Consider the following 26,634-nt stretch of genomic DNA (forward strand, 5'->3'; position numbering starts at 1 on the left):
GAAGAAGTGCGGGCTTGTGCGCTGTGGTTGACCAGAATGGAGATTTCGCAGTTCCGGTACATACGCATCTTCGACAACGCATAGTCGGCTACTGTTCAGTTCATGCGTTCCGTTAAGCGTCGGCACAAGGGCTCTACACAGCGCAAAGGGTGTCTCGTCCCACCAATTGATCAGGTATGCTGACGCTTTTGCACAGCGGGAACAGAGCATGACGCAATACGATTTTGACCTTTTTGTTATCGGTGCGGGTTCCGGCGGGGTTAGGGCTAGCCGCATGGCGGCAGCGCTGGGCGCGCGGGTTGGCGTAGCGGAGGACCTCTATCTGGGCGGCACCTGCGTAAACGTCGGCTGCGTGCCCAAAAAGCTGTTTGCCTACGCCGCACATTTCGCCGAGGACTTCGAAGACGCAGCCGGTTATGGCTGGGATCTGCAGAAGGCCGGGTTTACCTGGAGCCGTCTGCTGGAGAACAAGAACGCTGAGATCACCCGTCTCAACGGTATCTACCGTAACCTGCTGATCTCCGCAGGCGTGACCCTGGTCGACGGGCGAGCACGTTTCGTCGACTCGCATACGGTGATCGTTGGCGACACCACTTATAGCGCTGAACGCATTCTGATCGCCACGGGTGGCTGGCCGCATATTCCTGAATTCCCCGGTAACGAGCATGTCATCAGTTCCAATGATGTGTTCTTCCTCAAGGAGCTGCCGCGGCGGACCCTTGTGGTTGGCGGGGGCTACATCGCCGTAGAGTTCGCCAGCATCTTCCACGGCCTCGGCTGCGAAACCAGCTTGCTGTACCGTGGCGATCTGTTCCTGCGGGGCTTCGATAAGGACGTGCGCGAGCATATGGCTCACACGTTCGAAGCCAAGGAGCTGGATGTGCGGTTCAATGCCGATGTGGCGCGAATCGACCGCCAGGAGGACGGCACTCTGAATGTCGTGCTCAAGAATGGTGAGACGCTGGAGACCGATCTGGTGCTCTATGCAACCGGGCGACGTCCGAATCTGGCTGGGCTGGGCTTGGAAAACACCCAGGTAACCCTCGATGACAAAGGGTTTGTAGCGGTCGATGAGCTCTATCAGACACATGATCCAGCCGTATTCGCCATCGGCGACGTCACCGATACCATACAGCTGACACCGGTGGCCCTGGCTGAAGGCATGGCGCTCGCCAGGCGTCTCTACAAACCGGATGAATACGTCCCGGTCGATTACGAGAATATCGCCACAGCAGTGTTCTGCATCCCTAACATCGCCACGCTCGGCATGACCGAAGAGCAGGCCAGGGCAGGGGGGCATCGTCTCAAAGTGTACGAAAGCCGCTTCCGCGCCATGCGCAACACCCTTGCCGGGCGCGGCGAGCAAAGCTTCATGAAGCTCATCGTCGACAAGGATAGCGACCGCATACTGGGTATTCATATGGTCGGCCCGGATGCGGGCGAGATCGTCCAGGGTCTCGCGGTCGCGGTGAAGGCGGGCGCGACCAAGGCGGTATTCGATGCAACGCTCGGGATTCATCCGACGGCTGCAGAAGAGTTCGTCACCATGCGTACCCCGAGCCGGGAAGACTAGACTGAGTCAAAGTGCGTCGACAGTTTGTTCGCGGCAGGTCTTGACTGCCGCCTGGAGCTAGGCGCTTTTGGCGGCTTAACTGACCCGTGGAGCCAGACTGATGACGTGGTTCTATGCATTTGATCTGTTTGGGGTCGCGGTTTTCGCTATCACCGGCGCGCTCATGGCCGGTAGAAAGTCGATGGATTTGCTGGGCGTGCTGGTCATTGCGATCATTACGGCGCTGGGCGGCGGCACCCTGCGTGATGTCATTCTCGATCGCCATCCGGTGGTCTGGATCCGTGATGATGTTTACATTCTCGTGGCAATCGTAGCGGCGCTCGGCACGGTAGCGTGGGTGCGCCTGACTCGACCCATCCACGAAACGGGTCTGTTGGTCGCCGACGCCTTTGGTCTCGCCGTGTTCACGGTAATCGGTACGCAGATCGCAATGGCAACGAACGCCCCCTTGAGCGCCGCGGTGATCATGGGGGTCATGACCGGCGTAGCGGGCGGCGTGATGCGCGATATCATCTGCAACGAAATCCCGTTGATTTTCCATAAGGAAATCTATGCCACCGCAAGCCTCATAGGTTCCCTGCTCTACATCATGCTTGTGCCTATGGACTTGCCGCCCGGGCTCGAAGTCGCACTGGCGATGCTTGCTGTCCTGCTGATCAGGCTGGCCGCCATCCGCTGGCAGCTGCAATTACCGCAATTTCATCTGCTCGATCGTGACTGATTGGGCAACCAGCCAGATCGCTGCTCAGCGAGCATGGTCGTGTACGGGTTCGGTGGGCTTGTCCTTCTTGACCGGCGCCTCTTTATGTACCGCCACTTCAACTTCCACGGTTCCAGCCTGCTCAAAACGCAACGTCATGGGAAACTTCTCACCGTCAACCAGCGGCTGTTGAAGGTTGATCAACATGATGTGATAACCGCCTGGCTCCAGCGCAAGGCTTTCACCTGCATCGATGGTCAAGTCAGCGGCTTTCTGCATCTTCATCAGGCCTTCGGCATCGACGTGTTCATGCATCTCTGCAGACTCAGCCGCAGGTGTCTCGATACCGAGCAGACGGTCCCCCGTCTCGCCGTTGTTATCGATCCGGAAATACGCCGCACCCGTGGTAGCGGTAGGCGGCATGGCGCGGGCCCAGGGATGATCGATAAACAGGCTTTCAGCTTGATAATCGTGGGCTACGGCGGTTCCGGCTACACACGCGGCAGCAACAAGGGGCAGGATGTATTTATTCAGATTCACGGGTGACTCCGGCAGCATGGGTGATTATTTCAGAGTAGCGGGCCCGACGGCTGCTGCCCAGTAGGTGCGACCTAATGAAGCTGCTCAGAACTATTCACGTCGACAAATGGGCGAGGGCTGCAATTGATTTAGGATAGTGGCATATTGATATGTGACTCAGGTTCCAGCCCTGTGCACCCGATCAGTGAATTGTGATTGAGTTGACCTAAAAGCACAATCGGGCGACTTCTAGCCCGCCAGCAAATACCGCAAACTCCTTAGCAAGTGCCCGCCAGGAGTCTGTGATGCAACACAGTGGATGAGCAATTGATGAACGAAAGACGAAAACTGGAGCGTCACAGAGTGAGCAGCAGCCTTGAGGTCTATGATCTGAATACCGGTGATCTGTTGGGTCGAGTTGTCGATCTGCACATCGAAGGTCTTATGTTGTTAAGCGAAAAACCGATTGAGATGTTCAAGTCTTACGCGCTGCAGGTGAACCTGCCAATGACGCTCAATGGCATTACTGAATTCATGCTGGACGCAGAGAGTAAATGGCGTCGCGAGAGCATCGCAGGCGGTCAGTACTGGACTGGCCTGCAGTTCACCCACCTGCCTGAAGACTCCCGCCACTGTATCGAAAAGATGGTCGCCAGCCGTTAACGTCACCCCAACCCTTGCATGTAGACTGTTTCGGTGCTGTCCGCAGCACCGATCCCGTTCCGGTTTATCCGAGCCTTGTTTCATCACCAGAACATGCCATCCCATTCGCACAAAATGATAATCGTTCTCATTGACATAGATGATTGAGCCGCTAGTATCTGTGGACATCCAAACGTTTACGGAGACACTCCATGGCAGCAGCAACACAGATGGCAGGTTCCTGTCGCCTCCTTCGCCAAGCCTGGCGCGCCCTGCAGCAACAAGGCTCGATTCCCACCCATACCGGCGGAGATCATCGTGATGGCTCCAGTCGTGATACGCGCGAGCGCTGAGTCGGCCTTCGCGGTCACGGACAAGCGCAGGGGCGGGCGAGGGCAGCTCCGCAAGCGATTGCCGATAGCACCGTTGCCTTTGAACTAACAATCGCATCCTTTGCCATACAGATACGACAACCTGGAATTGGAGACTTGTATGTCAGATCACGTATACAAAAGAGTGGAAATAGTTGGTTCCTCCACGACGAGCATCGACGACGCCATCCGCACAGCTATCGCTCAGTGCAGCAAGACCGTTCAGAACGTGGAATGGTTTGAGGTCCAGGAGACCCGGGGCCACGTTGAAAATGGCCAGGTGGCGCACTTCCAGGTGGTGCTCAAGGTAGGTTTCCGAATCGACCCCAGCAAGTAATTCCCTCGGCGGATTCAGGCGTCCCGTCGCGGGACGTCTGCACACCACATACCCTCACAGTGCTCGATCCTCCAGGCACTCGCGACAGACCCTCTTCCAGCGAAGCGTGTATCAGTGTGCGCGTGACGAAAGCCTGACGGCGCAGGCACCCGTTGTAGCGCAGCCAGGGAGGCCTTGCCCCGCTGCAACTTTCCAACGGGGCGCGAGTCACCAATAGGACACGGGCTCGACTGATCCCATCGTCTGCAGGAGGACCTCCCATGCAAGTCAGCCAGGTAATGACCTCACGGCCTGAGTTCACCGATGCGAATGTCAGTATCCAGGACGTTGCACAAAGGATGCTCGAGCAAGAGAGCGGCTTTGTGCCCATTGCGGATGATGAAAACTTGGTGGGTGTCATTACCGACCGCGACATGGCGCTGCGCACGCTTGCACAGGGCAAATCCGGAGACGACAAAATCAGCACCATCATGACCCGGGATATCCTGTTCTGCTACGAACAGGACGAGATAACCGAGGTGCTGCGCAAGATGCGTGAAAATCAGGTTCAGCGCCTGATAGTGCTGGATAATCCCAACGATAAGGACTTCATCGGCGTGGTATCACTCAGCGATATTGCCGATAAGTGCGACAGTGCCGAAATGGCCAAACGCATAGTGGAATGCTGCAAGCACTACCGCTAGCGTATTGGTCCAGGCCTCAGATATTCAACTAAAAGGATCTTTCATGAACGTAAAGGTGGCGGTCGCTTCAAAGGAAATCCGTGTGCTGCGCAACATACACGGGCGCGAGTTTCTTGAAATCGATCATCCGGCGGTCCAGGCGCGAATATCTCTCGAAGGCGCTCATATCGTTTCCTGTGTTCCTGCCGGCGAAGAGCCGTTACTGTGGATGAGCCCGATCGATCCGGAAGAGCCAGGCAAACCGCTGCGCGGTGGGGTCCCCATATGCTGGCCGTGGTTCGCCGGTGAACGGCCAGGACCAGCGCATGGCATAGCCCGCACCAGTCAATGGGTTCTCACCGACACTTACAGCGCGCCACATCTGTTGCGGCTCTTACTTGAACTCCCTGAAGATACGATCCGCAAACAACTACCCGGGGAAGCATGGCGATTGCAGGCGGAGTTTGAATTAGGACAGAGCCTGTCGATCAACCTGATCACCACCAATCTGAGTGACAAACCACAGGTATTAAGCCAGGCATTGCACAGCTATTTACCTGTACACAGCATTCATTCCACCCAGCTCTGGGGGCTTGAAGGCGCCTCATATGTCGATCAGGTAACAGGCGTGGCATCCAACACCCAGCACGGTGCGGTAACCTTTACAGGCGAGGTGGATCGTATCTATTACGACCATCGGTCACCCATTCAGCTCGAAGGTGCCGAGGATCAGCGAGTCATTGTTGCGCGAGACGGCAGTCAATCGGTGGTGGTCTGGAATCCCTGGATCGATAAAAGTACCCGACTAAGCCAGTTTCCAGATGACGGTTATCTCGGGATGGTCTGCATTGAGGCCGCCAACGCGGGACCGGACGCGCGCATCCTCGAACCAGGCGAAACGCATACCCTGAGCACCGAGATCAAACGCATCTAAGCGGATAGGGCGCAGATTGAGCGGGAGAGGGCGGAGATATGGCTAGCGACCTCACGACAATGCAAGAGCTTCTGGACCGCATAGTCCAGGCCGAGGACAAATCTGAAGGACAGCGAACTTCACTCGGATCAATCCTTGAAACCATCGGTCCCCGCGCTTTCGGCCCCTTATTGCTTTTGGCCGGCCTGATAACACTGGTGCCGGTGATTGGCGGCATTCCTGGCGTACCTACCGTCATGGGGGTCATGGTAGTACTGACCGCAGGTCAGCTATTGTTTGGACGTGAACAGTTCTGGTTGCCCAAGATTCTGCTGAACCGCTCGATCAGTCGGGACAAGCTCGACAAGGCCGTAAAGCGGACCCGGCCCGCTGCACGGTTCGTAGATCGAGTTTTCAAGCCTCGACTGGAGGTCCTGGTCAAAGGGCCCGGGCTGTACATGATCGCGATTGCCTGCGTGCTGATCTCCCTGGCGCTGCCGGCTATGGAGCTGGTACCGTTCAGCGCGCTGAGTGCCGGCGCGGCATTGGCAATATTCGGCATCGCCTTGATAGCCCGGGACGGGCTACTTGCACTGATCGCCATGATTGTCACGCTGGTCACACTTGGATTGGTGACGTCGTACTTTTTCTCTTGAGCGTGGTTTGTGAGCATGGTTTGCGTGCGGGACGTTCACCAAAGACTTAATACGAGCAGGCGTGGGAGGTTTGATTGACCCGTGAATGCTTTGCTTGGCTTTGTTGGAATCCTTGCATTAAACAATCAACAGCAGGGAATAGACGACAGGTACTGTCCCGAGCGTTCTGGAAATATCAAGCGTTGTTCTAATAATCCTACCACGTGATTTAACATAATATAGATTATACGAACCTATCGGTGAGCGATGCGAGTGTTAAGGGGGGGCTTTCAAATCAGTGTGGATCAGAACAGCCTGCCAGCCGATCGCAACCTAAAAGCGCTCAATGGACCTCTTGAACGCTGCATCGCGCTTTACATGCTCCGATGAGCGCCACCGTCAGCAGATTATGCATGCGGTAGCTAGCGAATCCGAATTCAGGCCCTGGCTCGGTGCCTGGTCTCACAGCTTGAACCATGATTCCCTCGAGCATTTGTACTCACACTGTCATCCAGCGGACCTCAACGAGGATTCGAGCAGCTCTCGGTCTTGGCTACAACACAATCCAATTTGCCAATGCCGAACCCGCTTGCCACGCTGGAGCTGAAACTAATGGCGTTCCTGCTTCAGGACGATCTTAAAGCTGCCGCACAGCGCGCGCTTCCAAAGTCTGCGGTACTTATCCCGCCGTTTAGCCCAGGGCTGACCCCAGGACCTCCCTTAATTTTTATACTCTTCACTTACTAACCCAGTATTCATGGCCTGTATCCAACCAGAAACAAGCATCCTGGTTTAAACCCTCCGGCAAACCGAATCCCGTTCAAGCGCGCTGGTTGGCCGTATGGAGCAAGTGTTGAAAACAGGGATGTTTTCGCCAAGCCCCCAGGGATGGGTTCACAGCGTCTTGGGCCATACGGCCAACCGGTGGGCGACCAGCGCCAAACTTTCAGCAACAACGAGCCCATATCAGCCAACAAACCCATGACAGCTTCAATAGAGCCATCGAGTGCTATCTCAATCCATATGCAATATCCGATAACAGCTAGACCCGGATATTGCATATGCGTCTGCTAAGGCCCAGACTAGAGCCTTTTTTAGTCATCACACAAGCCAAACTCTCGCTAATGCCAAACTCTCCATCGCCAGTATTCGAAACCTACGACCGGTTTCTTGAACTGAACTTCAGCCAGGTCAGCGAAGAACTGCCTGCCGTACAGGCCTATCTGGCAGGCTTTCCCGATGAAGTCCGCGCTGTCGAGGGTTATTCGGCTGTACGTGGATTTCTGAAATCCTATTCGGGTAACGCCACGACCTATACCTCGTACCGTACCCATGTCGAGCGCTTGCTGCTCTGGACGCTGCTCATCGCGCGTAAGCCGTTATTGGAGCTCCGGCGCAGGGATGCCGAAGCCTTCATGGAATTCTGCCTCAGACCGCCTGCTGATTGGGTTGGCCCCATGGTCAAATCTCGATTTTTACGTATTGGTGGCCGCAGAAAACTCGATTCTGATCGCTATGAGGTCAATCAGGCCTGGCGCCCCTTCAGTGTTACCGTGCCAAAGCGCAACCGCCTGATGACAGACGCAAACAGTCAGGAGCTGGCCAGTCGGCCCTACAAAATGTCCCAGGGCTCGGTCGCTCAGGTATTTGCCGTGTGTGGCAGCTTTTTCCAACACGCCATCGATGAGGGTCTTACCGAAGTTAACCCTTTCCGGGCCGTTAAACAGAAATCCATCTATAAACAGCGCAATACCCTGGATGTGGCTGGCCGGTCGCTGACGCCGCTGCAATGGAACTACGTTATCGAAGTGGCGGAGCAGATGGCGGATGAGGATGAAACCCACGAGCGAACGCTGTTTATTCTGACCACCCTCTTCTCTATGTATCTGCGCGTGTCCGATCTGGTCGGCCGTGACAACTGGGAGCCAACGATGGGCGATTTCCGGCGGGATACCGCAGGTAACTGGTGGTTCCACGTGGTGGGCAAAGGCAACAAGGCGGCGAAAATCAGCGTGCGTGACGATTTCATCGAGAACTACCTCGCGCGCTATCGCCGACATCTCGGCTTGCCTGCCCTGCCCTCACCACACGAAAACCAACCACTGTTATCAACACTAAAGGGACGCGGAGGACTTTCAGATCGGCATTTGCGGCTGTTATTGCAGCAGGTGTTCGACCGCACGCTGGAAAGAATGATCGCCGAAGGCTGGACCGATGACGAGGTGGATCATCTACGTTCAGCCTCCTTGCATTGGTTGAGGCATACCTCCGCCACCTTTGATGCGCCGCGCCGGGACATGAAGGACTTGCAGGCCGATCTCAGACATAACAGCCTCAGCACCACCCAGAACACCTATTACAACTCGCTGGACGAGCAACGCGCACATTCGGTCAAGAATCTCCGCATCAAGGACTAATTTCGTAGCGCCCCACCTGCACATCATAAGCAACCCTTCAGAGCACGCAGCGCTGCCGTGCGCTGCAGCCGGTTATGGCATTCCCGGGAACTGCCCGCTTGATATCCCTGTCGGTTCAGATAGCAGATTCATTTCTTCGTCTGGAGCGCCTGCGTTTTGGAACACCAGAGTGAGTATTTACGCCAGACCGCGATGAGCGGCGACCAAAGCATGCCTGAACATATGCAAATGATGGAACGGCGTCGGCTGGCGACGCTCTGGTGTCACTTTGCAAACATGATACTGGGCGTATGGCTGGCAAGTTCTCCATTCATCTTCGGTTATCTGTCTATCCAACCAGACGATTTTGATCTGGCACGGCTGGCATCTGAGCGCGTCCTGCCGGACGTTGCCACCCGCGCCATGCTCATGACATGGAATGATGTGATCAGTGGCCTGCTTATCGTTGTGCTGTCGGTTCTCTCACTGAAGCGCATGAGCTGGGCATTCTGGGCCAACACAACGATTGGTCTCTGGCTGATGTTCGCCCCGCTGGTGTTCTGGACGCCGTCTCCGGCCAGTTACAGCAATGCACTGCTGGTTGGTGGCCTGGTTATAGCCTTCTCCACGCTCATACCCATGATGCCAGGCATGAGCATGTCAGGCATGATGCAGAAAGCCTCGGTGCCTCCGGGATGGGACTATAACCCCTCTACCTGGCTACAACGCCTGCCCATTGCAGCACTAGCGGTGATTGGTATTCTCCTGGCGCGATATCTCGCAAGCTATCAGCTTGGCCATACCAGCTCTGCCTGGGATCCCTTTTTCGGCAATGGGACCGAGACGATCATTACCTCCGACATGTCGCGTGCCTGGCCTGTGTCTGATGCAGGCATCGGCGTCATGGCCTATATGATCGAGTTGCTGATGGCGGTCATGGGCGATGCGCGGCGCTGGCGCACCATGCCGTGGATGGTGGCAGCGTTCGGGGTGGTGGTCGTGCCGCTGGGGGCCGTAAGTATATTCTTTATCATCGCTCAGCCTATATTCATCAACACCTGGTGTGCCCTATGTCTGCTGCAGGCGTTGGCCATGCTGGTAATGATGCCCTATGCCCTGGATGAGCTGATCGCAATGGGCCAGTTTCTCAAGGATGCCCGCCGACGTGGCAAACCGTTCTGGAAGACGTTTTTCATGGGCGGCGCGATGGACGGAGCGCGGCAGGACGATACGCCTGAATTCGAAGGCGCGTTATCGGAGATGGCTCTCAAAGGTTTTCGCGGCGTCAATCTGCCGGCCGGGCTCGCGGCGTTATGTGTCCTCGGCGTTGCCCTCATGTGCACCCGATTGTTGTTCGGAACGTCCGGTGAAATGGCCAACAGCGATCATCTCATGGGGTCGCTGTTGATCACTGTATCGGTGTTGGCCATGGCCGAAGTAGCCCGCCCGCTGCGGATACTCAATCTGCCTATCGGTTTCTGGTTGCTGGTGGCGCCCTGGCTGCTCGGAGGCGCTTCATTAACTGCCTCAATAGCCAGCGTTGTGGCAGGCCTGCTGATTATCGGCCTGAGCATTGCGCAGGGCCCGATCAGACACCGCTACGCAGGCTGGAATACGTTATTGCGTTGAGCGTCATTCGCTCGCTATCCAGGTATTGATAAAGGAAATGATATGAGCGATGAGCTGACCGTTGTGATCACTGGAAGCAACGCGGGGGTGGGACGCGCAGTTGCCCATGAGTTCGCCCGCGCGGGCTATCAGGTTGCTTTGCTTGCCCGTGGCGAGCAGGGGCTGGAAGATACGCGTGCCGAGTTGGAATCCATCGGTGCGCGTGCTCTGGCAATTGCGGTAGATGTGTCAGATGCAGCTGCGGTGGAAAGCGCGGCCGACCGGATCGAAGCCGAGCTCGGTCCGATCGATGTCTGGGTAAATGCTGCAATGGTCACAGTGTTCGGCAGCATTGCCGAATTACCCCCCGAGGAAATCCGGCGCGTCAGTGAAGTGACCTACCTCGGTTGCGTGCACGGCACCCAGGCGGCATTGCGGCGTATGCAACGGCGCGACCGCGGCACCATCGTTCAGGTTGGCTCCGCCCTCTCCTACCGCGCTATCCCCTTGCAGGCCCCTTATTGCGCAGCCAAGTTTGCCGTACGGGGTTTCACCGATGCGCTGCGTTGCGAATTGATTCACGACAAGAGCGCGATCAGGATCACCATGGTGCAACTTCCAGCGCATAACACGCCGCAATTCGACTGGGTCCGCAATCATATGCGCAAGCGGCCGCAACCCGTGCCGCCGATCCATACACCCGAGGTGGCTGCCCGGGCGATACTCCGTGCTGCCACGGATGCGCCGCGGGAATTGTGGCTGGGCAAGGCTTCGTTACAGGCGATCCTGGGCAGCATGGTCATGCCTGGGGTCCTCGACAGACTGATGTCCAGGCAGGCATGGGATGGTCAGCTGACGAATGAGAACGAGGATCCTGAGCGCGAGGACAATCTGTTTTCGCCGGTTACCGAGAAAGGGATACATCGCACGTCCGGTCGTTTCACCGGTGATGCGAAAGATCAGGCACTGGGTATGGGATCCGAAACCGTGCGCAAGCTACTGCTGGGCACGGTTGTGGTGGTCGCTTTTGCCAGCGGAGCAGTTATTGCCCTGCTGGCGGGTTAACGGCATCGGCTAAGCGACCAAGCCTGGTCACTGGGTGATGCAGCTAACCCACGCAGCGATCAAGCCAGACTGTCGAGCGCAGCCTGATAGTTCGGTTCGCTGCCGATCTCTGCAACCAGCTCGCTATGTAGGACTTTGTCCTCTTCATCCAGCACCACGACTGCACGCGCAGTCAGCCCTGCCATCGGACCGTTTTCGATCGCTACGCCATAGGCCTGCAAAAACTCGCCGCCGCGCAGGGTCGAAAGCATGACCACGTTGTCCAGACCTTCTGCGCCGCAGAAACGCGCCTGGGCAAATGGCAGGTCCGCTGAAATACACAACACCACGGTATTATCCAGCTGGCTCGCCTGGCTGTTGAAATTGCGAACGGATGTGGCGCAGGTCGGTGTGTCAACGCTAGGGAAAATGTTCAGGATCTTGCGCTTGCCAGCGAAGCTGGACAGCGGCGTATCAGATAGATCCTTGGCCACCAGGCTAAACGCCGGCGCGCTGTCACCGGCTGCCGGAAATGTACCGCCAATGGTGATCGGATTGCCTTTCAATGTAACAGTGGACATGTGAGCTCCTTGTTGTTGCCGGGCAGGTTGCACGGCCTGTAAATGGGAATCACTGTAGCACGAGGGTCTGTCGCTGCGGCAGCGATGAACCGGAACCAGACCCTGGCATGTCTACCAGTATGCAGCCGCTCAAAAATCGATACGGTAGAAGAAATCCAGCGAACTGGCAAAACCGCTAAGCGCTTCGAGATACAGCCGGCGTGTCAGCTCATACCGGATACCGACCTGACTGGCAGGCTCGAAAACCCCAACCCCATAGCGCAGGCTGAGCTTATCTGTCAGGTAACCCGCCGCCACCACCTGAGTAGCGTCACCCGTCCCCTCAGTATCGAGCTGGAAATTCTTGATGCCCAGACTGCCAGCAATGCTCTGCGCCATGGGGCCACTTCCAGCCATCCCCAGTGCAAGCGCGGCCTGTCCGAGCACATTAGAATCGCCGCCGTCGCTACCAAGCGGCCTTCCCAGAATCAGATAGGACAGCGCCTGCTCCTGAGCCATCGCCGGTTCGGAGAATATTTCTGACTGGGGCTGCTCCGCTGGCCCTGTCAGTCGCAGGCCGGCGGTAACGCCGTCGACCTCGCGGATGGCTTCGATATTAAGGTAAGGCTGGCTTATCGGGCCGGCAAACAAAAGCTGCGCGCGCCGGAGTCTGAGGCGCTGCCCGTAGCCGCGATAGCGCCCGTCAAGGATGTTCAGGTCGCCATTGGCAGTCATGGTCTCCTCAACCTGGATTTGCCCGCGTAGCCTGCCGGTCAGACCAAAGCCTGAGAAACGCAGCTGATCGCCGATAATCAGCTGCACGCTGGCGTCAATATCCAATGGAGCCTGCTCGGCGGCTGTCTGCTCTCCTACCACAACGGCATCAGGCGACAACCTGACAGCCTGAGGCGGTAATTCACGTACCGTGATGTCGCCTTCCGGAATGGCGATCTGGCCCAGCAGCTGCAGACGGTTATCGGCAAGACTGATCCTCAGGTCCGGACTCACCTGGAGGTCAGCATAGGGTTCCACAGTGACGGGCAATGCATTGCCGGTTATCGCCAACGACAGGTCGAGCTCGGGCGCCCAGGCTATCTGCCCGTTGATGTTGCCCTGCCCCGCTTCACCGCTGCGCCAATTACCTGACAGGGTGGCGCTTTGCCCGGATATCTCGGCGCGCGCGTTCAGCTGCTCGAAGCTGACCGGCAGCTCCGGACCGCTGATTTCACCGTCCTCCAGATCGATAACGCCTGCTACCTCAGGTGCCAGCAATGTTCCGGCCAGATCTCCACTGCCGTTCAGCTGACCGCGTACCACTTCAACGTTGGGTAAAAAAGGACGAACAAAATCGAGCTTGAAACCGTCGAGCTGGTAGTTACCGGTGAGCTGCTGTTCACCCGCCGGATCCTGAATGTCAGCCTGAATCGCTAGCTGGCCAAGCGCTTCGCTCTGCAGTACGAAGTTGTTCCGCGCGCGCTGAGGATCGAGCTCCGACGTAAGTTCCAGTCGCGAATAAGGAAAGGCAACGGTCTGGTCCATGTCAGTAACCGACACCATCCCGTCAATGCTGCTGATTCTTGCCTGGGCTGTTGGCTGTTCGCCGGCGGGCTGGGCGAACTCGACATCCGCGTTCAGCGTGCCGCTCCAGGAAAAATCTTCAGGCAGGAAATCTTCCAGCGACGTCAAGGGGAACGCATCCAGCGTCAAAGCCAGTTGCCGGTCTGGCATCAGTTGCTGGGGGCCTTCAAAGCACAGACGCGCCGACTCATGTGTCCAGCAATGCGCCTGCAACGCGAGCTGACCCTCAGCCAGTTGGTATTCAATCGGAGCCCGGCCCTCTAGTCGCCAATCCAGACCGCTGGCTTCGATTTCACCGCGTACCAGGGCGCCTTGCCACAGGTCGTCAACCAGGCTGCCTTCAATTCGGCTGCGGATATCCACTACGCTGCGCTCCAGCGTGAGATCCAGCGCATGGGCCGCGCGGTTACCCTGCAGTTGTACGTCCAGATCACCCAGACGGGTCTCGCCATTGCGCATGCGATCCGCGGTCAGGTTCAGCCGTCCGGGCATTTCTTCTGAAAAAGTCACTTCGCCGGTCAGGCTGAGCTGCCTCAGCTCCAGTTGCTCATAGCCGATCCGGCGTCCCTGGATATTGGCGTTCACCCGCGGGGCATCCAGCGAACCTGCTGCGTTTATATCGCCCGCAAGCTGCCCCGACAACCCCGGCCACAGGCTCTCCAGGGCGCGGAGATCGATATCGAGGTCCGCCGCTATCTCTTCGCCCCAGCGGCCCCCGCCGGCGATACGGTTCTCGCCCTGGGTTAGCAGTATGTCGGTGAAATCCCAGTTCTCGTCCTGCTTGGTTACAGCGCCGGACAGCCTCAACTCACGGTCACGCAAAGAGCCGTTCAGTTCCCAGTCGGCCACCAGCTCGAGCTGTTCATCTTCCAGGCTGCCGCGGCTGCTTATCGGACCGTTGAGGCTACCTGGCAGGTCTGCGACGAACACCCCCGGATCCAGTTCTTGCAACAACAGTTGGGCATCCCAGGCAACACCCTCGGTGAGATCGAGCGCCAGTTCGCCGTTGGCGCTTCCCGCGGAGGTTGTAACGACAAGGGGCGCAACGTTGATGCGGTCCGGGTCGCCGGCCACGGTCATCTGGATATCTGCACTATGCCCTGCAACGCCGGACAACGAAGCGCTCAGATCGCTACGAAAATCCATGCCTTGCAAGCTGGCGTCTACCTCTAACTGTTCTACAACGATCTCGCCGATATCCTGCGGATATAGCCATTGCCAGGGAAACCGGTCTAGTTCAGCCTGTACCTCAGCCTCAAGCTCATCCTCCCAGGAGGCGGCGCCGGAGAGTGCGAGACGTCTGGCAGGCTCGTCGGCAACGCGGAGCTGAAGTTCCAGACCGGAAATGCCTGTGGCTCTGGCCAGAGCCTCCAGTTGCAATGCAATCTCGCCGCCTTCGCCAGGCAGACTGCCCTGGCCCCGTATCGAATAGCCGGAATCGAGATTGCCCTGCGCGGTTACTGTCAGCGCTTGCAGCGTCAGGGTTTCGGGCAGCGTTGACAGCGCAAGGAAATCCTCGCTCTGCCACTCCACGGTAAGCGGCAGAGCAGGCTCCAGAGGGGCGACGCGCCCGGTCAGACGGCCATTGATGTAGCCATCCGTGCGAAGATCAATCCGCAGATCCTCGGCACTGCCGCTGAGCCTGAGGTCGGCAGTGAGTTCGCGCCCATCCACAGGCGGCAAGTCGGCGACGGTTCGAATCATCAGTGGCCAGCCATCGGCCATACGCACTTCGCCGTCCAGCTTCCAGCTCAACTGCGGCCCCGCCCCGCTGAACTCACGTATATAAAGTAACTGCTCGACCAACGCAGCGGTGAGGTATATATCGGTTAATAACGGCTCTTCCGCTCCCATCCAGATGCTGCCAATCGAAAGCCGCTGCAAATCCAGCCCCAGTGGTAGATCAATATCCGGTAGTTCTATGGCCTGGTCGGTAGCGTGCTCATCTTCTTCGGCCGGTTGCGAGTCGATATGGATGCTGGCGATGTCGATGAACTCGACGCAAAGCCGCCCACTTCCCAGGCAGCGAAACGTCCAGGAAGTGGCCAGGTCCTGGATAACTACCTGCAGGTTCTCGTCACGCCACTCCAGGCGCTCGACTGCCCATCCGCCCCACAGATCGCCCGAAACATCGGTAAGCTGAAGACGAGGTTCGAACGCTTGGACCTGTTTGAACAACCAGCGATTTACTCCATCGTTGGCAAGCAACAAGGCCAGCACCAAAGGAATGAGCGCCAGGATCAACAACCCGCGCAAAAATATCTTGGTGATGAACCAGATCACAACTCAGGTCCCATGGCGAAATGAATACGAAAACCCTGCTCCGAGTCGCTTACGGACTTGGCGAGGTCCAGTCGGATGGGGCCGATCGGCGATACCCAGCGAATCCCGATCCCGACGCTGGTTTCCAGCGGATCTTCAAGCGAATCCACGGCGTTACCATGGTCGACGAACACCGCGCCGCGCCATTTATCAATGAATTCATACTGATATTCGAGACTCCCCGCCACCAGATAGCGGCCGCCGATGTTGTCGCCCGTCTCGTCGACCGGCGACAGGGTGCGAAAATCATAGCCACGCACGCTCTGGTCACCGCCAGCAAAAAAGCGCAGCGAGGGCGGCACGCGCTCGAAGCTCTGGCTGGCAACAGCGCCAAGCTGCGCTCGACCTAACAGCCGGTGCCGGTCCTGCAGGGTGTAAAGGCCGCGCGCAGCGCCGGTCACACGCAGGAAATCGAAGTCGGAGATAAAGCCTTCTTTCGCGCCCTGAACCTCGAACGCAAGGCTATAGCCCTGGCTCGGGTCCATGCCGCCATCGCTGTTGGTGCGATTGAAACCGAGACTCGGTATCAGCAAGGTGGCATCGCCTTCATCGTTGCCCACTTTGAAGCGTTCTTCTTCAAGGCGCAGACCTATGGCGCGTTCCCAGCCGTTCTTCAACCGCCGCTGGTGGAGCGCGCCAATTACGAAGTTTTCTGTCTCGACATCTTCGATGTCTTCTTTCTGTACACCGGTGAAAAACCGCAGACTGGATGCCTGTGGCGGCGTCAGCGGAATCTGGTACCAGGTGGTGATCTGTTGCCTGGGCAGGGATAACTCGAGGTCCGCACCGCGGCTATGACCATGCTGGTTAAGCCAGTGTTGGGTCCAGTTGATACGCCCGCGGGCACCTACGTCGGTGGAATAGCCTCCACCGAAGCCGAGCGAGTGCGGCTTGCGTGCGCTCAGAGTCGCTTGCACAGGTATGACGCCGTTAACCGCCTGGGACGCGGGCGCGAGCACCTGCACATTTTCGAAATAATCTGTCGATAACAGGTCGCGGTTGAATTCGGCCAACAGCTCCGAATCATAGGGCACACCACTGTCGAAGGTAACGATGCTGCGCAGCAGATCTTCAGTGAATGGCGTATCGGAGAACGTCACGTCCCCAAGCCGGTAGCGCTCACCCGAATCGTAAAGCAGCGAAATATCTGCCTGTTTCGCTTCTGCATCAATCAGCAAGCGGCTTTCAACGAAACGGCCAGAAAAATAACCATAACGCAAAGCCTGATTACTGATCAGTGATTTCGCGCTTTCGTAGTGTCCGTGATGCAGCTTGGCACCAGGGCTCAGCCTGGGACTGTCCGGTCGCCGAAACGCAGGCGTCCCTTGGCCAGGGCCGGTCACACGGATATCGACGTCCCGCAAACGGACTGGCTCGCCGAGCGTTACGTTGAGTTCCAGGACAGGTGAGTCGTTGCTGCCGATAACGCGAGGACGCACACGCACATCGTAGTAACCGAGGGCCCTGGCCGCATCAATGGCTTGATCACGGCTATACCTGGCCTGGCGCCACATGTCTCGCCTGCTCTCGGCTTCAACGGGCCCTATGAACGCTTCGATGTTGTTTCGTACAGCGGTGTTGGCGGGTTCTACATTGACCCTCAGTTCTGCGTGTCCCGCGGTCGAAACCAGAAGCAGGCATGCAAGCAGGGACGCCGGGAATAAGGGTCGAACCATGATTTCGATTATCCAACAACTGAATGGCAGGAGGAATGCTAACATGCTGCCCCGTTCAATCGGACCGAAACCTGCGAAGCATCAGCTGCTGGCCTGTACGGTTGCTCTTGAAGCCTAACGAGCCGGGCCGGATTGCCTGTACTTATAGGACAAACGATGAAAGTAGTTTCTTTTAATATCAATGGTATACGAGCAAGACCTCATCAATTAAAAGCGATTGTCGAGCGTCACGCTCCTGACGTTATCGGTTTGCAGGAAACCAAGGTAGACGATCCGATGTTTCCCCTGGCTGAAGTCGAAGCGTTGGGCTATCACGTGTTCTACCACGGCCAGAAAGGTCACTATGGTGTTGCGCTGCTGACTCGCGCGGAGCCCCTTTGGGTTGTCAAAGGCTTACCCACCGATGGCGAGGAGTCTCAACGCAGGATGATTTCCGCTGCGCTGACCTGTGCCGATGGCTCTGAAATGGTGGTTTTCAACGGTTACTTCCCTCAAGGTGAGAACCGTGATCACCCCGTCAAGTTCCCAGCCAAGACGCGTTTCTATGCGGATCTGCAGGCGCATATCGAGCAAAGCTTTACACCCGAACAAAAGCTGGTGGTAATGGGGGATATAAACATCTCCCCGGAGGACTGTGATATCGGAATTGGTCCGGCAAATGCCCAGCGCTGGCTCCGCACCGGCAAATGCAGCTTTCTGCCCGAAGAGCGCGCCTGGCTCCAACGACTCAAGGACTGGGGGTTGGTTGATACCTTCAGGCATATGAATCCGGACGTGAACGACAGGTTCAGCTGGTTCGACTACCGCAGCCGTGGTTTCGATGATACCCCGCGCCGCGGGTTGCGTATCGATGTGGTCATGGCGAGCAAAGCCCTGATTGGATTGTGCGTGGATACGGGCATTGACTATGACATCCGGTCGATGGAAAAGCCCTCCGACCACGCCCCGATATGGGCGACATTCGACTGTTGAGCACCTGCACTCAGAATTGCTGCTAAAAAAAGCCGGTACGCGGCTAGCTGACGCTAACCCCGTACCGGCTTCGTTCCGGCCTGCACCGCTCAGGCCATCTCTTCTTCCAGCACGTTCAGTATCAGCTCATCATCTCGCAAACTGACCTGAACAGTCCCGCCGTGCTCGGCAAGGTCTCCAAACAGGATCTGCTCGGCTAGAGGCCGCTTGATCTTGTCCTGAATCAGCCGCGCCATTGGGCGCGCCCCCATCAGCGGGTCATAACCGTGCTCGGCTAGCCACCTGCGTGCGTCTTCGTCTACTTCGATAACCACGTGCTTGTCTTCCAGCTGGGCCTGCAGCTCGGTAAGGAACTTATCGACCACCGAGGTAATGCTCTGATGACTCAGGCTGCCAAACTGGATGATTGCGTCCAGACGGTTGCGAAACTCGGGGGTGAAAGTCTTCTTGATGACTTCCGAGGCATCGCTGGTGTGATCCTGGCGCGTAAAACCAATCGACGCACGGGACATGGACTCAGCCCCGGCGTTGGTGGTCAACACGATGATCACATTACGGAAATCCGCTTTGCGTCCATTGTTGTCGGTCAAGGTACCGTGGTCCATTACCTGCAGCAGCAGGTTGAACACCTCCGGGTGCGCCTTCTCGATCTCATCCAGCAGCAGGACGCAGTGAGGCGTCTTGTTGATGGCTTCGGTAAGCAGGCCGCCCTGATCAAAGCCGACATAGCCAGGCGGTGCACCGATCAGCCGGGATACGGTATGCCGTTCCATATATTCCGACATATCGAACCGCACCAACTCGACACCAAGGCTCTTCGCCAACTGGCGGGTCACTTCGGTCTTGCCGACACCTGTCGGGCCAGAAAACAGGAATGAGCCCACGGGCTTGTCCGCCGACTTGAGACCGGCACGCGATAACTTGATCGCGGTGGAAAGCGATTCGATCGCCGTATCCTGTCCGAAGACCACCAGTTTGAGATCCCGATCGAGGTTCTGCAGAAGCTCTTTATCAGTGGACGAAACGTGCTTGGGTGGTATCCGGGCGATCTTGGCGACAATCGCCTCGACTTCGGCCACGTCGATGCACTCGGGCCGCTCCTCGACCGCCTTCAACCGCTGATAGGCACCTGCCTCATCGATCACGTCAATTGCCTTGTCGGGCATATGACGATCGTTGATATACCTCGACGCCAGTTCCGACGCAGCGCGCAGGGCCTCGTCGGTATAGCGGATGCCGTGATGTTCTTCGAACCGGCTTTTCAGGCCACGGAGGATCTGTACGGTATCTTCCACTGAAGGTTCAATAACGTCGACCTTCTGGAAACGACGAGCCAGCGCACGGTCTTTCTCGAAGATGCCGCGGAATTCCTGGAACGTGGTCGAGCCGATACAGCGGATTTCACCGGAGGAAAGCATCGGCTTGAGCAGATTGGACGCATCCATCACCCCGCCCGATGCTGCGCCTGCACCAATTATGGTGTGAATTTCATCAATAAAAAGAATAGCTTGCGGACGCTTCTTCAGGGCCTTTAGCAGCGCTTTGAAGCGTTTCTCGAAGTCGCCGCGATATTTGGTACCGGCCAGCAGAGCACCCAGATCGAGTGAATACACCACCGCTTCGGTCAGGATATCCGGGACTTCACCATCGACGATGCGCTTGGCCAGGCCCTCAGCAATAGCCGTCTTGCCCACCCCAGCCTCACCCACCAGCAGCGGGTTGTTCTTGCGGCGCCGCACCAGGATCTGAGCTACCCGCTCCACTTCGGACGCACGCCCGACCAGCGGGTCGATCCGACCGATTCTGGCCTGCTCGTTGAGGTTGCTGGCGTAAGTCTCAAGCGGATTATTCGAGGTGGCGGCCTCGCCAGCCTCCTCGTCCATGCTTTCCTGATCCGGTTGGATCTGTTCGGCATCGCCAGCAACCTTGGAGATACCGTGGGAAATATAATTGACGATATCGATCCGGGCGATCTGCTGCTGTTTCAGGAAGAACACTGCCTGGCTTTCCTGCTCACTGAAAATGGCTACCAGTACATTGGCACCGCTGACCTCGCCCTTTCCAGAGCTCTGCACGTGGAATACTGCGCGCTGCAAAACGCGCTGAAAGCCCAGCGTAGGCTGTGTCTCGCGCTCATGATCGTGCTTGGGGATCAGAGGAGTCGTGGAGTCGATAAACTCCGTCAGCTCGCGCCGCAGCCGCTCCATATCGGCTCCGCAAGCGCGCATCACCGCTACCGCCGCCTGATTATCCAGCAAGGCCAGCAACAGATGTTCGACCGTCATGAATTCGTGGCGCTTGTTCCGCGCTTCCTTGAACGCCAGGTTCAGGGTGATCTCGAGATCTCTATTCAGCATTTTGCCACCTCATCATGCGACCCAGTCGCTTTATCACGCGTCCCGTTCAATCTGACACATCAACGGATGCTGGCATTCCCTAGCGTATTCGTTTACCTGTTCGGCCTTCGTTTCGGCTATGTCACGAGTATAGACGCCACAAACCGCCCTGCCCTCAGTATGAACCTTTAACATAACCTGAGTCGCTGCTTCGCGATTAAGCATGAAAAAAGACTCCAACACCTCTACCACGAAATCCATCGGCGTGAAGTCATCGTTGAGCATCACTACCTTGTATCGTGATGGCGGTTTGAGCTCAGGCTTGCTCGTCTCGACAGCCAGATCGTGATCTTCTTCGCGCCCCGGTTCATCAGGCCTCTGACTCGAGGTTAGTAGAATTTTTTGCTTTGAAAACATATTGATGGATCACTATTGCTGGGAGCATAACTCCGAGGGGAATGTGTACTGGTACACAGCTTGCCAGAGGGCACCTTGACTTACTGTGATTCAATGTTAAAAAGTGTAAACAAGCATGACGTGCAGGTCACTTGTTTTTGATCTTTCCATGCTATGTGAATTCAGTTTCATTCTTCCCCGGCGGGGTTAGCAGAGGATGTGGTAATGGAGAACGGTAAGGTCAAGTGGTTCAATAATGCCAAAGGGTACGGCTTCGTCGTAGCCGATGGACGAGATGAGGATCTTTTTGCGCATTATTCGGCAATTCAGATGGAGGGGTACCGCACATTGAAAGCCGGGCAACCTGTCCAGTTCGAAATCATCCAGGGTCCCAAGGGCCTGCACGCGGTCAATATCCAGTCTGTGGCAGAGAAGAAACCCGACGAAGCCAAGGCAGGGCTCAAGGAGACGGCTTCAGCCAATCACTGATATCGGAAATCCTGAATGGCAGCATGGGCTGCCTTTTTGCGCAGGCCAACCTCCTGGGCGTCAAACAATAAAACCGGCGTAAGCCGGCTTTATTGTTTCTAACGGACCAGAGCGGTTGCCGTCCCCTCGCTGCCGCGACGGAACGACCCCCTCCTCTAGTTATCAGCCCATGGCATTGATCATGTCATCGCCAAATTCCGAACACTTGCGCAGCTGTGCGCCTTCCATCAAACGCTCGAAGTCATAAGTGACGGTCTTGTTGGCGATGGCGCCTTCAGTTCCTTTGATGATCAGATCAGCCGCTTCGACCCAGCCCATGTGGCGGAGCATCATTTCCGCAGACAGAATCAGAGAGCCCGGGTTAACCTTGTCCTGACCCGCGTACTTCGGTGCGGTACCGTGGGTCGCTTCGAACATCGCAACGGTGTCGGACAGGTTGGCGCCTGGAGCGATACCAATGCCGCCGACTTCCGCTGCCAGCGCGTCGGAGAGATAGTCGCCGTTCAGGTTCAATGTGGCGATCACGTCATAGTCAGCCGGGCGCAGCAGGATTTGCTGGAGCATCGCATCAGCGATGACGTCCTTGACCACGATGTTCTTGCCGGTTTTCGGATTCTTGAACTGCATCCATGGGCCACCGTCCAGAAGCTCAGCGCCGAACTCGGTGCGGGCAACTTCATAGCCCCACTCCTTGAACGCACCTTCAGTGAACTTCATGATGTTGCCCTTGTGAACGATCGTCACCGAATCGCGATCATTGTCGACTGCGTATTGCAGAGCGCGCTGAACCAGGCGCTTGGTGCCCGCTTCGGAGACCGGCTTGATACCGATGCCGCACATGTCAGTGAAACGGATCTTGGTGACACCCATTTCGTCTTCAAGGAACTTGATGATCTTCTTCGCTTCCGGAGAGCCAGCCTTGAATTCAACACCTGCGTAGATGTCTTCAGAGTTCTCGCGGAAGATGACCATGTCCACGTCGCCGGGCTTGGTAACCGGGCTGGGGACACCGGTGAACCAGCGAACCGGACGCTGACAGACATACAGATCCAGCTGCTGACGGAGCGCAACGTTCAACGAACGAATGCCGCCGCCTACCGGAGTGGTCAACGGGCCCTTGATCGAAACGACATAATCCTTAACGGCATGCAGGGTTTCTTCCGGCAACCAGGTGTCCTGATCGTAGACCTGGGTGGCTTTTTCGCCTGCGAAGATTTCCATCCAGGAAATCTTGCGCTTGCCGCCATACGCCTTTTCAACAGCAGCATCTACAACCTTCATCATGACCGGAGAAATGTCGACACCGATCCCGTCACCTTCGATATAAGGAATGATCGGGTTGTCCGGCACGTTAAGGGACAGGTCCGCATTGACGGTAATTTTGTCGCCGCTGTTCGGCACCTGGATCTTTTGGTATCCCATGTTTGACTCCGTTGTGTTGTCGTTGTCAGAAGATTGATCGCAAGCGGATAACCTGCGACCAGTGAATAAGGTACATGGCTCTGCTGTCCTTTTTCATTAAAGCGATGCAAAGTCCACGAGCTCAATGAGTGCCGGCATTGTTGTAGTTTTCCTACAAAAAGTCACGCACTTTTAGGTTTCGACCCATGACGCTAGGCGCTCTCGGCGCTATCAGCCGTATCGATTGCTTGGGCAAGCACTGGAATGTAGTAACACTACATTCTTCGCTACATCTCTATGAGTAACAGCATCCTAGCTGTTTTTTGAATCTATTCCAGCATCCTGTCAGGCGGCGCAATGATGGGTCATGGTTCACGCAAGAGCAGGTTTAAGCTACTCTATGCCACCTTTGCGGAGGCTCGGCATGCGATTTCTACCCCACCTCACCGTTGCCACCATTGTCGAAGATCAGGGCCGCTTCCTTATGGTTGAGGAGCGCCAGGACGGACGTGCTGTTTTAAACCAGCCTGCCGGTCATTTGGAAGCCGACGAAAGTCTCATCCAGGCGGCGCACCGTGAAACGCTGGAGGAAACCGGCTGGACGGTGGAGATTACCGGGCTGATCGGCCTCTACCTGTTTACTGCCCGCAACGGTACGACATACCAACGAACCTGTTTCGCAGCGCGTCCTCTGGACCATGACCCGCACCGTGAACTGGATGATGGCATTATCGCTGCCCACTGGATGACGCTGGCGCAACTGCAGGACACGCCAATCGAACTGCGCAGCCACCTTGTACTTGATTGCATCCGGGACTATCTCGAGAAACCGCACTATCCACTGGACCTGATTCGCTGATATGACTTCCACACCTGATAAAACCCCCAGCCAGACCCGCGTCATAGTCGGCATGTCCGGCGGGGTGGACTCCTCCGTATCCGCGGCACTGCTTCTTGAACAAGGCTTCCAGGTCGAGGGGCTGTTCATGAAGAACTGGGACGAGGATGACGGCACTGAATACTGCACTGCCAAGGAAGACCTGGCCGATGCACAGGCGGTGGCTGACCGGCTTGGTATCACGCTGCACACGGCGAATTTTGCTGCAGAATACTGGGATAACGTGTTCGAGCATTTTCTCGAAGAGTACAAGGCCGGGCGCACTCCCAATCCGGACATCCTATGTAACCGGGAAATCAAGTTCAAAGCCTTCCTCGATTACGCCTTGATGCTCGGCGCCGACCTGATCGCCACCGGCCACTACGTCCGCCGGGCCGACACAGCCAGCCAGACCCTTCTCTTGCGCGGGCTCGATAGCAACAAGGACCAGAGCTATTTTCTGCACGCAGTTCAGGGCCAACAGATCGCTCGCACGCTGTTCCCTGTAGGTGAACTGGAAAAGCCGGAGGTGCGGCGCATAGCTGAAAAGTACGAGCTGGCAACGGCTCGCAAAAAAGACTCCACCGGGATCTGTTTTATTGGCGAGCGCCGTTTCAGCGATTTTCTAAAGCAGTATCTGCCGGCCCAGCCAGGGAATATCGAGACCACGACCGGGCAGGTTATTGGTCAGCATCACGGCTTGATGTACCACACGATCGGACAACGTCAGGGCTTGGGCATTGGCGGCATGCAAGGTGCAGGTGATGATCCGTGGTATGTACTGCGCAAGAATTTACAGCGCAACGTTTTGATAGTCGGTCAGGGCAACAACCACCCCTGGCTGTTCGCCAGCGCGCTGGAGTGCTCCGATATCTTCTGGGTCAACGAGCCGGATTTCGAGTTTCCGGTACGGCTGACAGCAAAAGTACGTTATCGCCAGCCGGATCAGCGCTGCGTACTTGAGCGCACGGATTCTGGTTACCTGATCCGCTTCGATGAGCCGCAACGTGCGGTGACGCCCGGCCAGTCTGTCGTTCTTTATCAGGATGATATATGTCTGGGTGGCGGTGTAATCGAAACAGCCATCCCTGCCTATGATGAGGACGTCGCATGAACCGGGCGGAAGAACAGGTGGTAGCGCTGGGCGCGATATTCGAAGCCGCGCAACAGGTCGACAAGCTCGCCAGAACCGGTCAGTACAGCGAAGGTCCAGCGCGCTGCCTCCTGCAAAGCATCTTTGAACGCTCTCCTGACGATGTAATGGAAGTCTATGGCGGCTCGCTCCATTCGATTCGACACGGAATCCAGGCGCTACAAGCTATGCTCGAACGCGACACCGTGGGCCTGCAACGCCAGGCGCTGCGGTATGTCATGAACCTGTTGGCGCTTGAACGCCAACTCGCCAAGCGCGAGGACATGTTGCAAGTGCTGGGACAGCGGCTTGATCAGGTCGGCAACCAGGTGGAGCATTTTGGCTTGCTGCACGACAACGTCATGGCTGGCCTCGGTGGCACCTATCAGGACACTCTCAGTACGCTCAAGATGCGTATTCAGGTGCAAGGTGATATGCGTTACCTGCAGCAGCCTTCTACAGCGAACCAGATTCGCGCACTGCTCCTGGCGGGTATCCGGTCCGCACGGTTATGGCGTCAGCTGGATGGCCACCGGTGGCAGCTTCTGGTATCGCGCCGCAAATTACTGGACGCGAGCCGGTCAGTTCTCAATGGTTGAGCTGACCCGGCTTGACCAGCCGCGAAAAGGCGCCGCACTCCTTACACTTTCCGCCCTGCTGTTCTCGATCATGGGCGTTCTGATTCGCGAAGCATCACTTACCGTCAATAACGAGACCATCGTGTTCGCGCGCAACTTTGTCGGCGTGTTGTTCTTCATGCCGATGATGGTAATACAGGGCTTCGCGCCCTTCCGTACCCAGCGACTGGGCGGGCATTTCCTGCGCACCTTCTATGGCTTGAGCGCGATGTATTGCTTTTTCTACGCCATCGCCCATCTACCGCTTGCCGACTCGATGATCTTTACTTACGCCGCCCCGGTGTTCACGCCCATTCTCGCCTGGCTGTGGCTCCGCGAATCGCTGACTCCACGCATGATGGTCATGGTGCTGATAGGATTCGCGGGTGTATTGCTGGTAGCGAAGCCGACCGGGGCCTTGTTCGATCCCAAGGGGCTGGTGGGCATCGGTGCGAGTCTGCTGGCGGCGTCTGCCTGGGTGTCTATCAGGGCGATGAGCGATACCGAGCCGGTCAGTCGTATCGTGTTTTATTTCGCGACTTTTTCAGCGCTGCTATCCGCGATTCCTTTGCTCTGGGCCTGGCAGCCCTTGACGCTGACCGAGCTTTTGCTGCTCGCCGGCGTCGGGATAGTTGCCACGGCCAGTCAGCTGATCATGTCCCATGCGTACGCCCTCGCACCGCCAGGCAAGATCGGCCCGTTCAGTTACCTTGCGATCGTATTCTCCGGCTTTATCGCCTGGTTACTCTGGAATGAAATACCTGATCTGACTACCTGGCTCGGCGCTGGACTGATTTTCGTCTCGACGCTGCTTAGCCTGGCCATGCCCGCCCGGCGGCCCAAAACGCCCCGGACTGGTGTATGATTTGCCCCTTTCC

At 57.0% G+C, this 26,634-nt stretch carries 24 protein-coding genes; 17 read left to right on the top strand and 7 right to left on the bottom strand.

Annotation, left to right across the window (positions count from 1 at the left end; all coding sequences use genetic code 11):
* Positions 1-208 precede the first annotated feature (208 nt).
* Positions 209-1,573 (top strand): glutathione-disulfide reductase, encoded by a 1,365-nt coding sequence (gene gorA, locus HG264_RS04920; protein WP_169406609.1) that lies wholly within the window; start codon positions 209-211, stop codon positions 1,571-1,573.
* A gap of 100 nt (positions 1,574-1,673) precedes the next feature.
* Positions 1,674-2,294: a trimeric intracellular cation channel family protein gene (locus HG264_RS04925; RefSeq protein ID WP_169406610.1), complete on the top strand. Its 621-nt coding sequence runs from the start codon at positions 1,674-1,676 to the stop codon at positions 2,292-2,294.
* Between the two features lie 24 nt (positions 2,295-2,318).
* On the opposite strand, the gene HG264_RS04930 is transcribed toward HG264_RS04925, so the two are convergent.
* Positions 2,319-2,813 carry a copper chaperone PCu(A)C gene (locus tag HG264_RS04930; RefSeq protein WP_256663778.1) on the bottom strand — a complete coding sequence of 165 codons (495 nt, stop codon included), beginning with the start codon at positions 2,811-2,813 and terminating at the stop codon, positions 2,319-2,321.
* Positions 2,814-3,122: 309 nt separating this feature from the next.
* Between HG264_RS04930 and HG264_RS04935 the strand changes: the two genes are divergently transcribed.
* The 9 genes from HG264_RS04935 (at position 3,123) to HG264_RS04975 (ending at position 11,421) form a co-directional block, all read left to right on the top strand.
* Positions 3,123-3,455, top strand: coding sequence for a PilZ domain-containing protein (locus HG264_RS04935; RefSeq protein WP_169406612.1), 333 nt, complete (start codon positions 3,123-3,125; stop codon positions 3,453-3,455).
* A gap of 191 nt (positions 3,456-3,646) precedes the next feature.
* Positions 3,647-3,787 (top strand): hypothetical protein, encoded by a 141-nt coding sequence (locus tag HG264_RS04940; protein ID WP_169406613.1) that lies wholly within the window; start codon positions 3,647-3,649, stop codon positions 3,785-3,787.
* A gap of 139 nt (positions 3,788-3,926) precedes the next feature.
* On the top strand, positions 3,927-4,142 hold the full coding sequence (locus tag HG264_RS04945; protein ID WP_169406614.1) for a dodecin: 216 nt from the start codon (positions 3,927-3,929) through the stop codon (positions 4,140-4,142).
* A 260-nt stretch (positions 4,143-4,402) separates the two neighbouring features.
* The gene (locus HG264_RS04950; protein WP_169406615.1) at positions 4,403-4,825 is read left to right on the top strand and encodes a CBS domain-containing protein; all 423 of its coding nucleotides are present in this window, start codon (positions 4,403-4,405) and stop codon (positions 4,823-4,825) included.
* Positions 4,826-4,868: 43 nt separating this feature from the next.
* Positions 4,869-5,738, top strand: a complete 870-nt coding sequence (locus HG264_RS04955; protein ID WP_169406616.1) for a D-hexose-6-phosphate mutarotase — start codon at positions 4,869-4,871, stop codon at positions 5,736-5,738.
* 38 nt (positions 5,739-5,776) lie between these two features.
* A complete protein-coding gene (locus tag HG264_RS04960; RefSeq protein ID WP_169406617.1) occupies positions 5,777-6,373 on the top strand; it encodes an exopolysaccharide biosynthesis protein in 597 nt (198 codons plus the stop codon).
* 1,103 nt (positions 6,374-7,476) lie between these two features.
* A complete protein-coding gene (locus HG264_RS04965; protein WP_178102802.1) occupies positions 7,477-8,769 on the top strand; it encodes a site-specific integrase in 1,293 nt (430 codons plus the stop codon).
* Positions 8,770-8,925: 156 nt separating this feature from the next.
* Complete coding sequence (locus HG264_RS04970) at positions 8,926-10,377, top strand: vitamin K epoxide reductase family protein (protein ID WP_256663779.1); 1,452 nt, start codon at positions 8,926-8,928, stop codon at positions 10,375-10,377.
* Between the two features lie 42 nt (positions 10,378-10,419).
* Positions 10,420-11,421, top strand: a complete 1,002-nt coding sequence (locus HG264_RS04975) for an SDR family oxidoreductase (RefSeq protein WP_169406618.1) — start codon at positions 10,420-10,422, stop codon at positions 11,419-11,421.
* 59 nt (positions 11,422-11,480) lie between these two features.
* Here HG264_RS04975 and tpx read toward each other — a convergent pair whose 3' ends face one another.
* The 3 genes from tpx to HG264_RS04990 form a co-directional block, all read right to left on the bottom strand.
* Positions 11,481-11,981, bottom strand: a complete 501-nt coding sequence (gene tpx, locus HG264_RS04980) for a thiol peroxidase (RefSeq protein ID WP_169406619.1) — start codon at positions 11,979-11,981, stop codon at positions 11,481-11,483.
* A 129-nt stretch (positions 11,982-12,110) separates the two neighbouring features.
* Complete coding sequence (locus HG264_RS04985) at positions 12,111-15,821, bottom strand: translocation/assembly module TamB domain-containing protein (RefSeq protein ID WP_169406620.1); 3,711 nt, start codon at positions 15,819-15,821, stop codon at positions 12,111-12,113.
* Positions 15,818-17,536, bottom strand: coding sequence for an autotransporter assembly complex family protein (locus HG264_RS04990; protein ID WP_169406621.1), 1,719 nt, complete (start codon positions 17,534-17,536; stop codon positions 15,818-15,820). Before HG264_RS04990 ends, HG264_RS04985 begins: the two co-directional genes overlap by 4 nt.
* A gap of 156 nt (positions 17,537-17,692) precedes the next feature.
* On the opposite strand from HG264_RS04990, the gene xthA reads away from it, so the two are divergent.
* On the top strand, positions 17,693-18,508 hold the full coding sequence (gene xthA, locus HG264_RS04995) for an exodeoxyribonuclease III (protein WP_169406622.1): 816 nt from the start codon (positions 17,693-17,695) through the stop codon (positions 18,506-18,508).
* 89 nt (positions 18,509-18,597) lie between these two features.
* On the opposite strand, the gene clpA is transcribed toward xthA, so the two are convergent.
* Positions 18,598-20,865 carry an ATP-dependent Clp protease ATP-binding subunit ClpA gene (gene clpA / locus HG264_RS05000; RefSeq protein ID WP_169406623.1) on the bottom strand — a complete coding sequence of 756 codons (2,268 nt, stop codon included), beginning with the start codon at positions 20,863-20,865 and terminating at the stop codon, positions 18,598-18,600.
* A 33-nt stretch (positions 20,866-20,898) separates the two neighbouring features.
* Positions 20,899-21,261 (bottom strand): ATP-dependent Clp protease adapter ClpS, encoded by a 363-nt coding sequence (clpS, locus tag HG264_RS05005; protein ID WP_169406624.1) that lies wholly within the window; start codon positions 21,259-21,261, stop codon positions 20,899-20,901.
* A 204-nt stretch (positions 21,262-21,465) separates the two neighbouring features.
* Here clpS and cspD point away from each other — a divergent pair, with 204 nt between their 5' ends.
* Positions 21,466-21,729: a cold shock domain-containing protein CspD gene (cspD, locus tag HG264_RS05010; protein WP_169406625.1), complete on the top strand. Its 264-nt coding sequence runs from the start codon at positions 21,466-21,468 to the stop codon at positions 21,727-21,729.
* Between the two features lie 162 nt (positions 21,730-21,891).
* Here cspD and icd read toward each other — a convergent pair whose 3' ends face one another.
* Positions 21,892-23,151, bottom strand: coding sequence for an NADP-dependent isocitrate dehydrogenase (gene icd, locus HG264_RS05015; protein WP_169406626.1), 1,260 nt, complete (start codon positions 23,149-23,151; stop codon positions 21,892-21,894).
* A 403-nt stretch (positions 23,152-23,554) separates the two neighbouring features.
* On the opposite strand from icd, the gene HG264_RS05020 reads away from it, so the two are divergent.
* Genes HG264_RS05020 through HG264_RS05035 form a run of 4 tightly spaced genes read left to right on the top strand, consistent with a single transcriptional unit; the run spans position 23,555 to position 26,621 of the window.
* Positions 23,555-23,989, top strand: a complete 435-nt coding sequence (locus HG264_RS05020) for an NUDIX hydrolase (protein WP_169406627.1) — start codon at positions 23,555-23,557, stop codon at positions 23,987-23,989.
* A gap of 1 nt (position 23,990) precedes the next feature.
* Positions 23,991-25,121: a tRNA 2-thiouridine(34) synthase MnmA gene (mnmA, locus tag HG264_RS05025; protein WP_169406628.1), complete on the top strand. Its 1,131-nt coding sequence runs from the start codon at positions 23,991-23,993 to the stop codon at positions 25,119-25,121.
* Positions 25,118-25,738, top strand: coding sequence for a high frequency lysogenization protein HflD (hflD, locus tag HG264_RS05030; RefSeq protein WP_169406629.1), 621 nt, complete (start codon positions 25,118-25,120; stop codon positions 25,736-25,738). Before mnmA ends, hflD begins: the two co-directional genes overlap by 4 nt.
* Positions 25,731-26,621, top strand: a complete 891-nt coding sequence (locus tag HG264_RS05035) for a DMT family transporter (protein WP_169406630.1) — start codon at positions 25,731-25,733, stop codon at positions 26,619-26,621. Before hflD ends, HG264_RS05035 begins: the two co-directional genes overlap by 8 nt.
* Positions 26,622-26,634 lie beyond the last annotated feature (13 nt).

The sequence above is a fragment of the Pseudomonas sp. gcc21 genome (assembly GCF_012844345.1).
Classification (GTDB): domain Bacteria; phylum Pseudomonadota; class Gammaproteobacteria; order Pseudomonadales; family Pseudomonadaceae; genus Halopseudomonas.

Bases quoted from the DNA above. Each gene is read 5' to 3' on its own strand.
- HG264_RS04975 (WP_169406618.1), top strand. From the start codon at position 10,420: ATGAGCGATGAGCTGACCGTTGTGATCACTGGAAGCAACGCGGGGGTG.
- HG264_RS04955 (WP_169406616.1), top strand. From the start codon at position 4,869: ATGAACGTAAAGGTGGCGGTCGCTTCAAAGGAAATCCGTGTGCTGCGC.
- clpA (WP_169406623.1), bottom strand. From the start codon at position 20,865: ATGCTGAATAGAGATCTCGAGATCACCCTGAACCTGGCGTTCAAGGAA.
- clpS (WP_169406624.1), bottom strand. From the start codon at position 21,261: ATGTTTTCAAAGCAAAAAATTCTACTAACCTCGAGTCAGAGGCCTGAT.
- HG264_RS04945 (WP_169406614.1), top strand. From the start codon at position 3,927: ATGTCAGATCACGTATACAAAAGAGTGGAAATAGTTGGTTCCTCCACG.
- HG264_RS04965 (WP_178102802.1), top strand. From the start codon at position 7,477: ATGCCAAACTCTCCATCGCCAGTATTCGAAACCTACGACCGGTTTCTT.
- HG264_RS04950 (WP_169406615.1), top strand. From the start codon at position 4,403: ATGCAAGTCAGCCAGGTAATGACCTCACGGCCTGAGTTCACCGATGCG.
- HG264_RS05035 (WP_169406630.1), top strand. From the start codon at position 25,731: ATGGTTGAGCTGACCCGGCTTGACCAGCCGCGAAAAGGCGCCGCACTC.
- HG264_RS04990 (WP_169406621.1), bottom strand. From the start codon at position 17,536: ATGGTTCGACCCTTATTCCCGGCGTCCCTGCTTGCATGCCTGCTTCTG.
- HG264_RS04940 (WP_169406613.1), top strand. From the start codon at position 3,647: ATGGCAGCAGCAACACAGATGGCAGGTTCCTGTCGCCTCCTTCGCCAA.
- HG264_RS04935 (WP_169406612.1), top strand. From the start codon at position 3,123: ATGAACGAAAGACGAAAACTGGAGCGTCACAGAGTGAGCAGCAGCCTT.
- HG264_RS04925 (WP_169406610.1), top strand. From the start codon at position 1,674: ATGACGTGGTTCTATGCATTTGATCTGTTTGGGGTCGCGGTTTTCGCT.
- HG264_RS04960 (WP_169406617.1), top strand. From the start codon at position 5,777: ATGGCTAGCGACCTCACGACAATGCAAGAGCTTCTGGACCGCATAGTC.
- HG264_RS05020 (WP_169406627.1), top strand. From the start codon at position 23,555: ATGCGATTTCTACCCCACCTCACCGTTGCCACCATTGTCGAAGATCAG.
- hflD (WP_169406629.1), top strand. From the start codon at position 25,118: ATGAACCGGGCGGAAGAACAGGTGGTAGCGCTGGGCGCGATATTCGAA.
- gorA (WP_169406609.1), top strand. From the start codon at position 209: ATGACGCAATACGATTTTGACCTTTTTGTTATCGGTGCGGGTTCCGGC.
- icd (WP_169406626.1), bottom strand. From the start codon at position 23,151: ATGGGATACCAAAAGATCCAGGTGCCGAACAGCGGCGACAAAATTACC.
- mnmA (WP_169406628.1), top strand. From the start codon at position 23,991: ATGACTTCCACACCTGATAAAACCCCCAGCCAGACCCGCGTCATAGTC.
- tpx (WP_169406619.1), bottom strand. From the start codon at position 11,981: ATGTCCACTGTTACATTGAAAGGCAATCCGATCACCATTGGCGGTACA.
- cspD (WP_169406625.1), top strand. From the start codon at position 21,466: ATGGAGAACGGTAAGGTCAAGTGGTTCAATAATGCCAAAGGGTACGGC.
- xthA (WP_169406622.1), top strand. From the start codon at position 17,693: ATGAAAGTAGTTTCTTTTAATATCAATGGTATACGAGCAAGACCTCAT.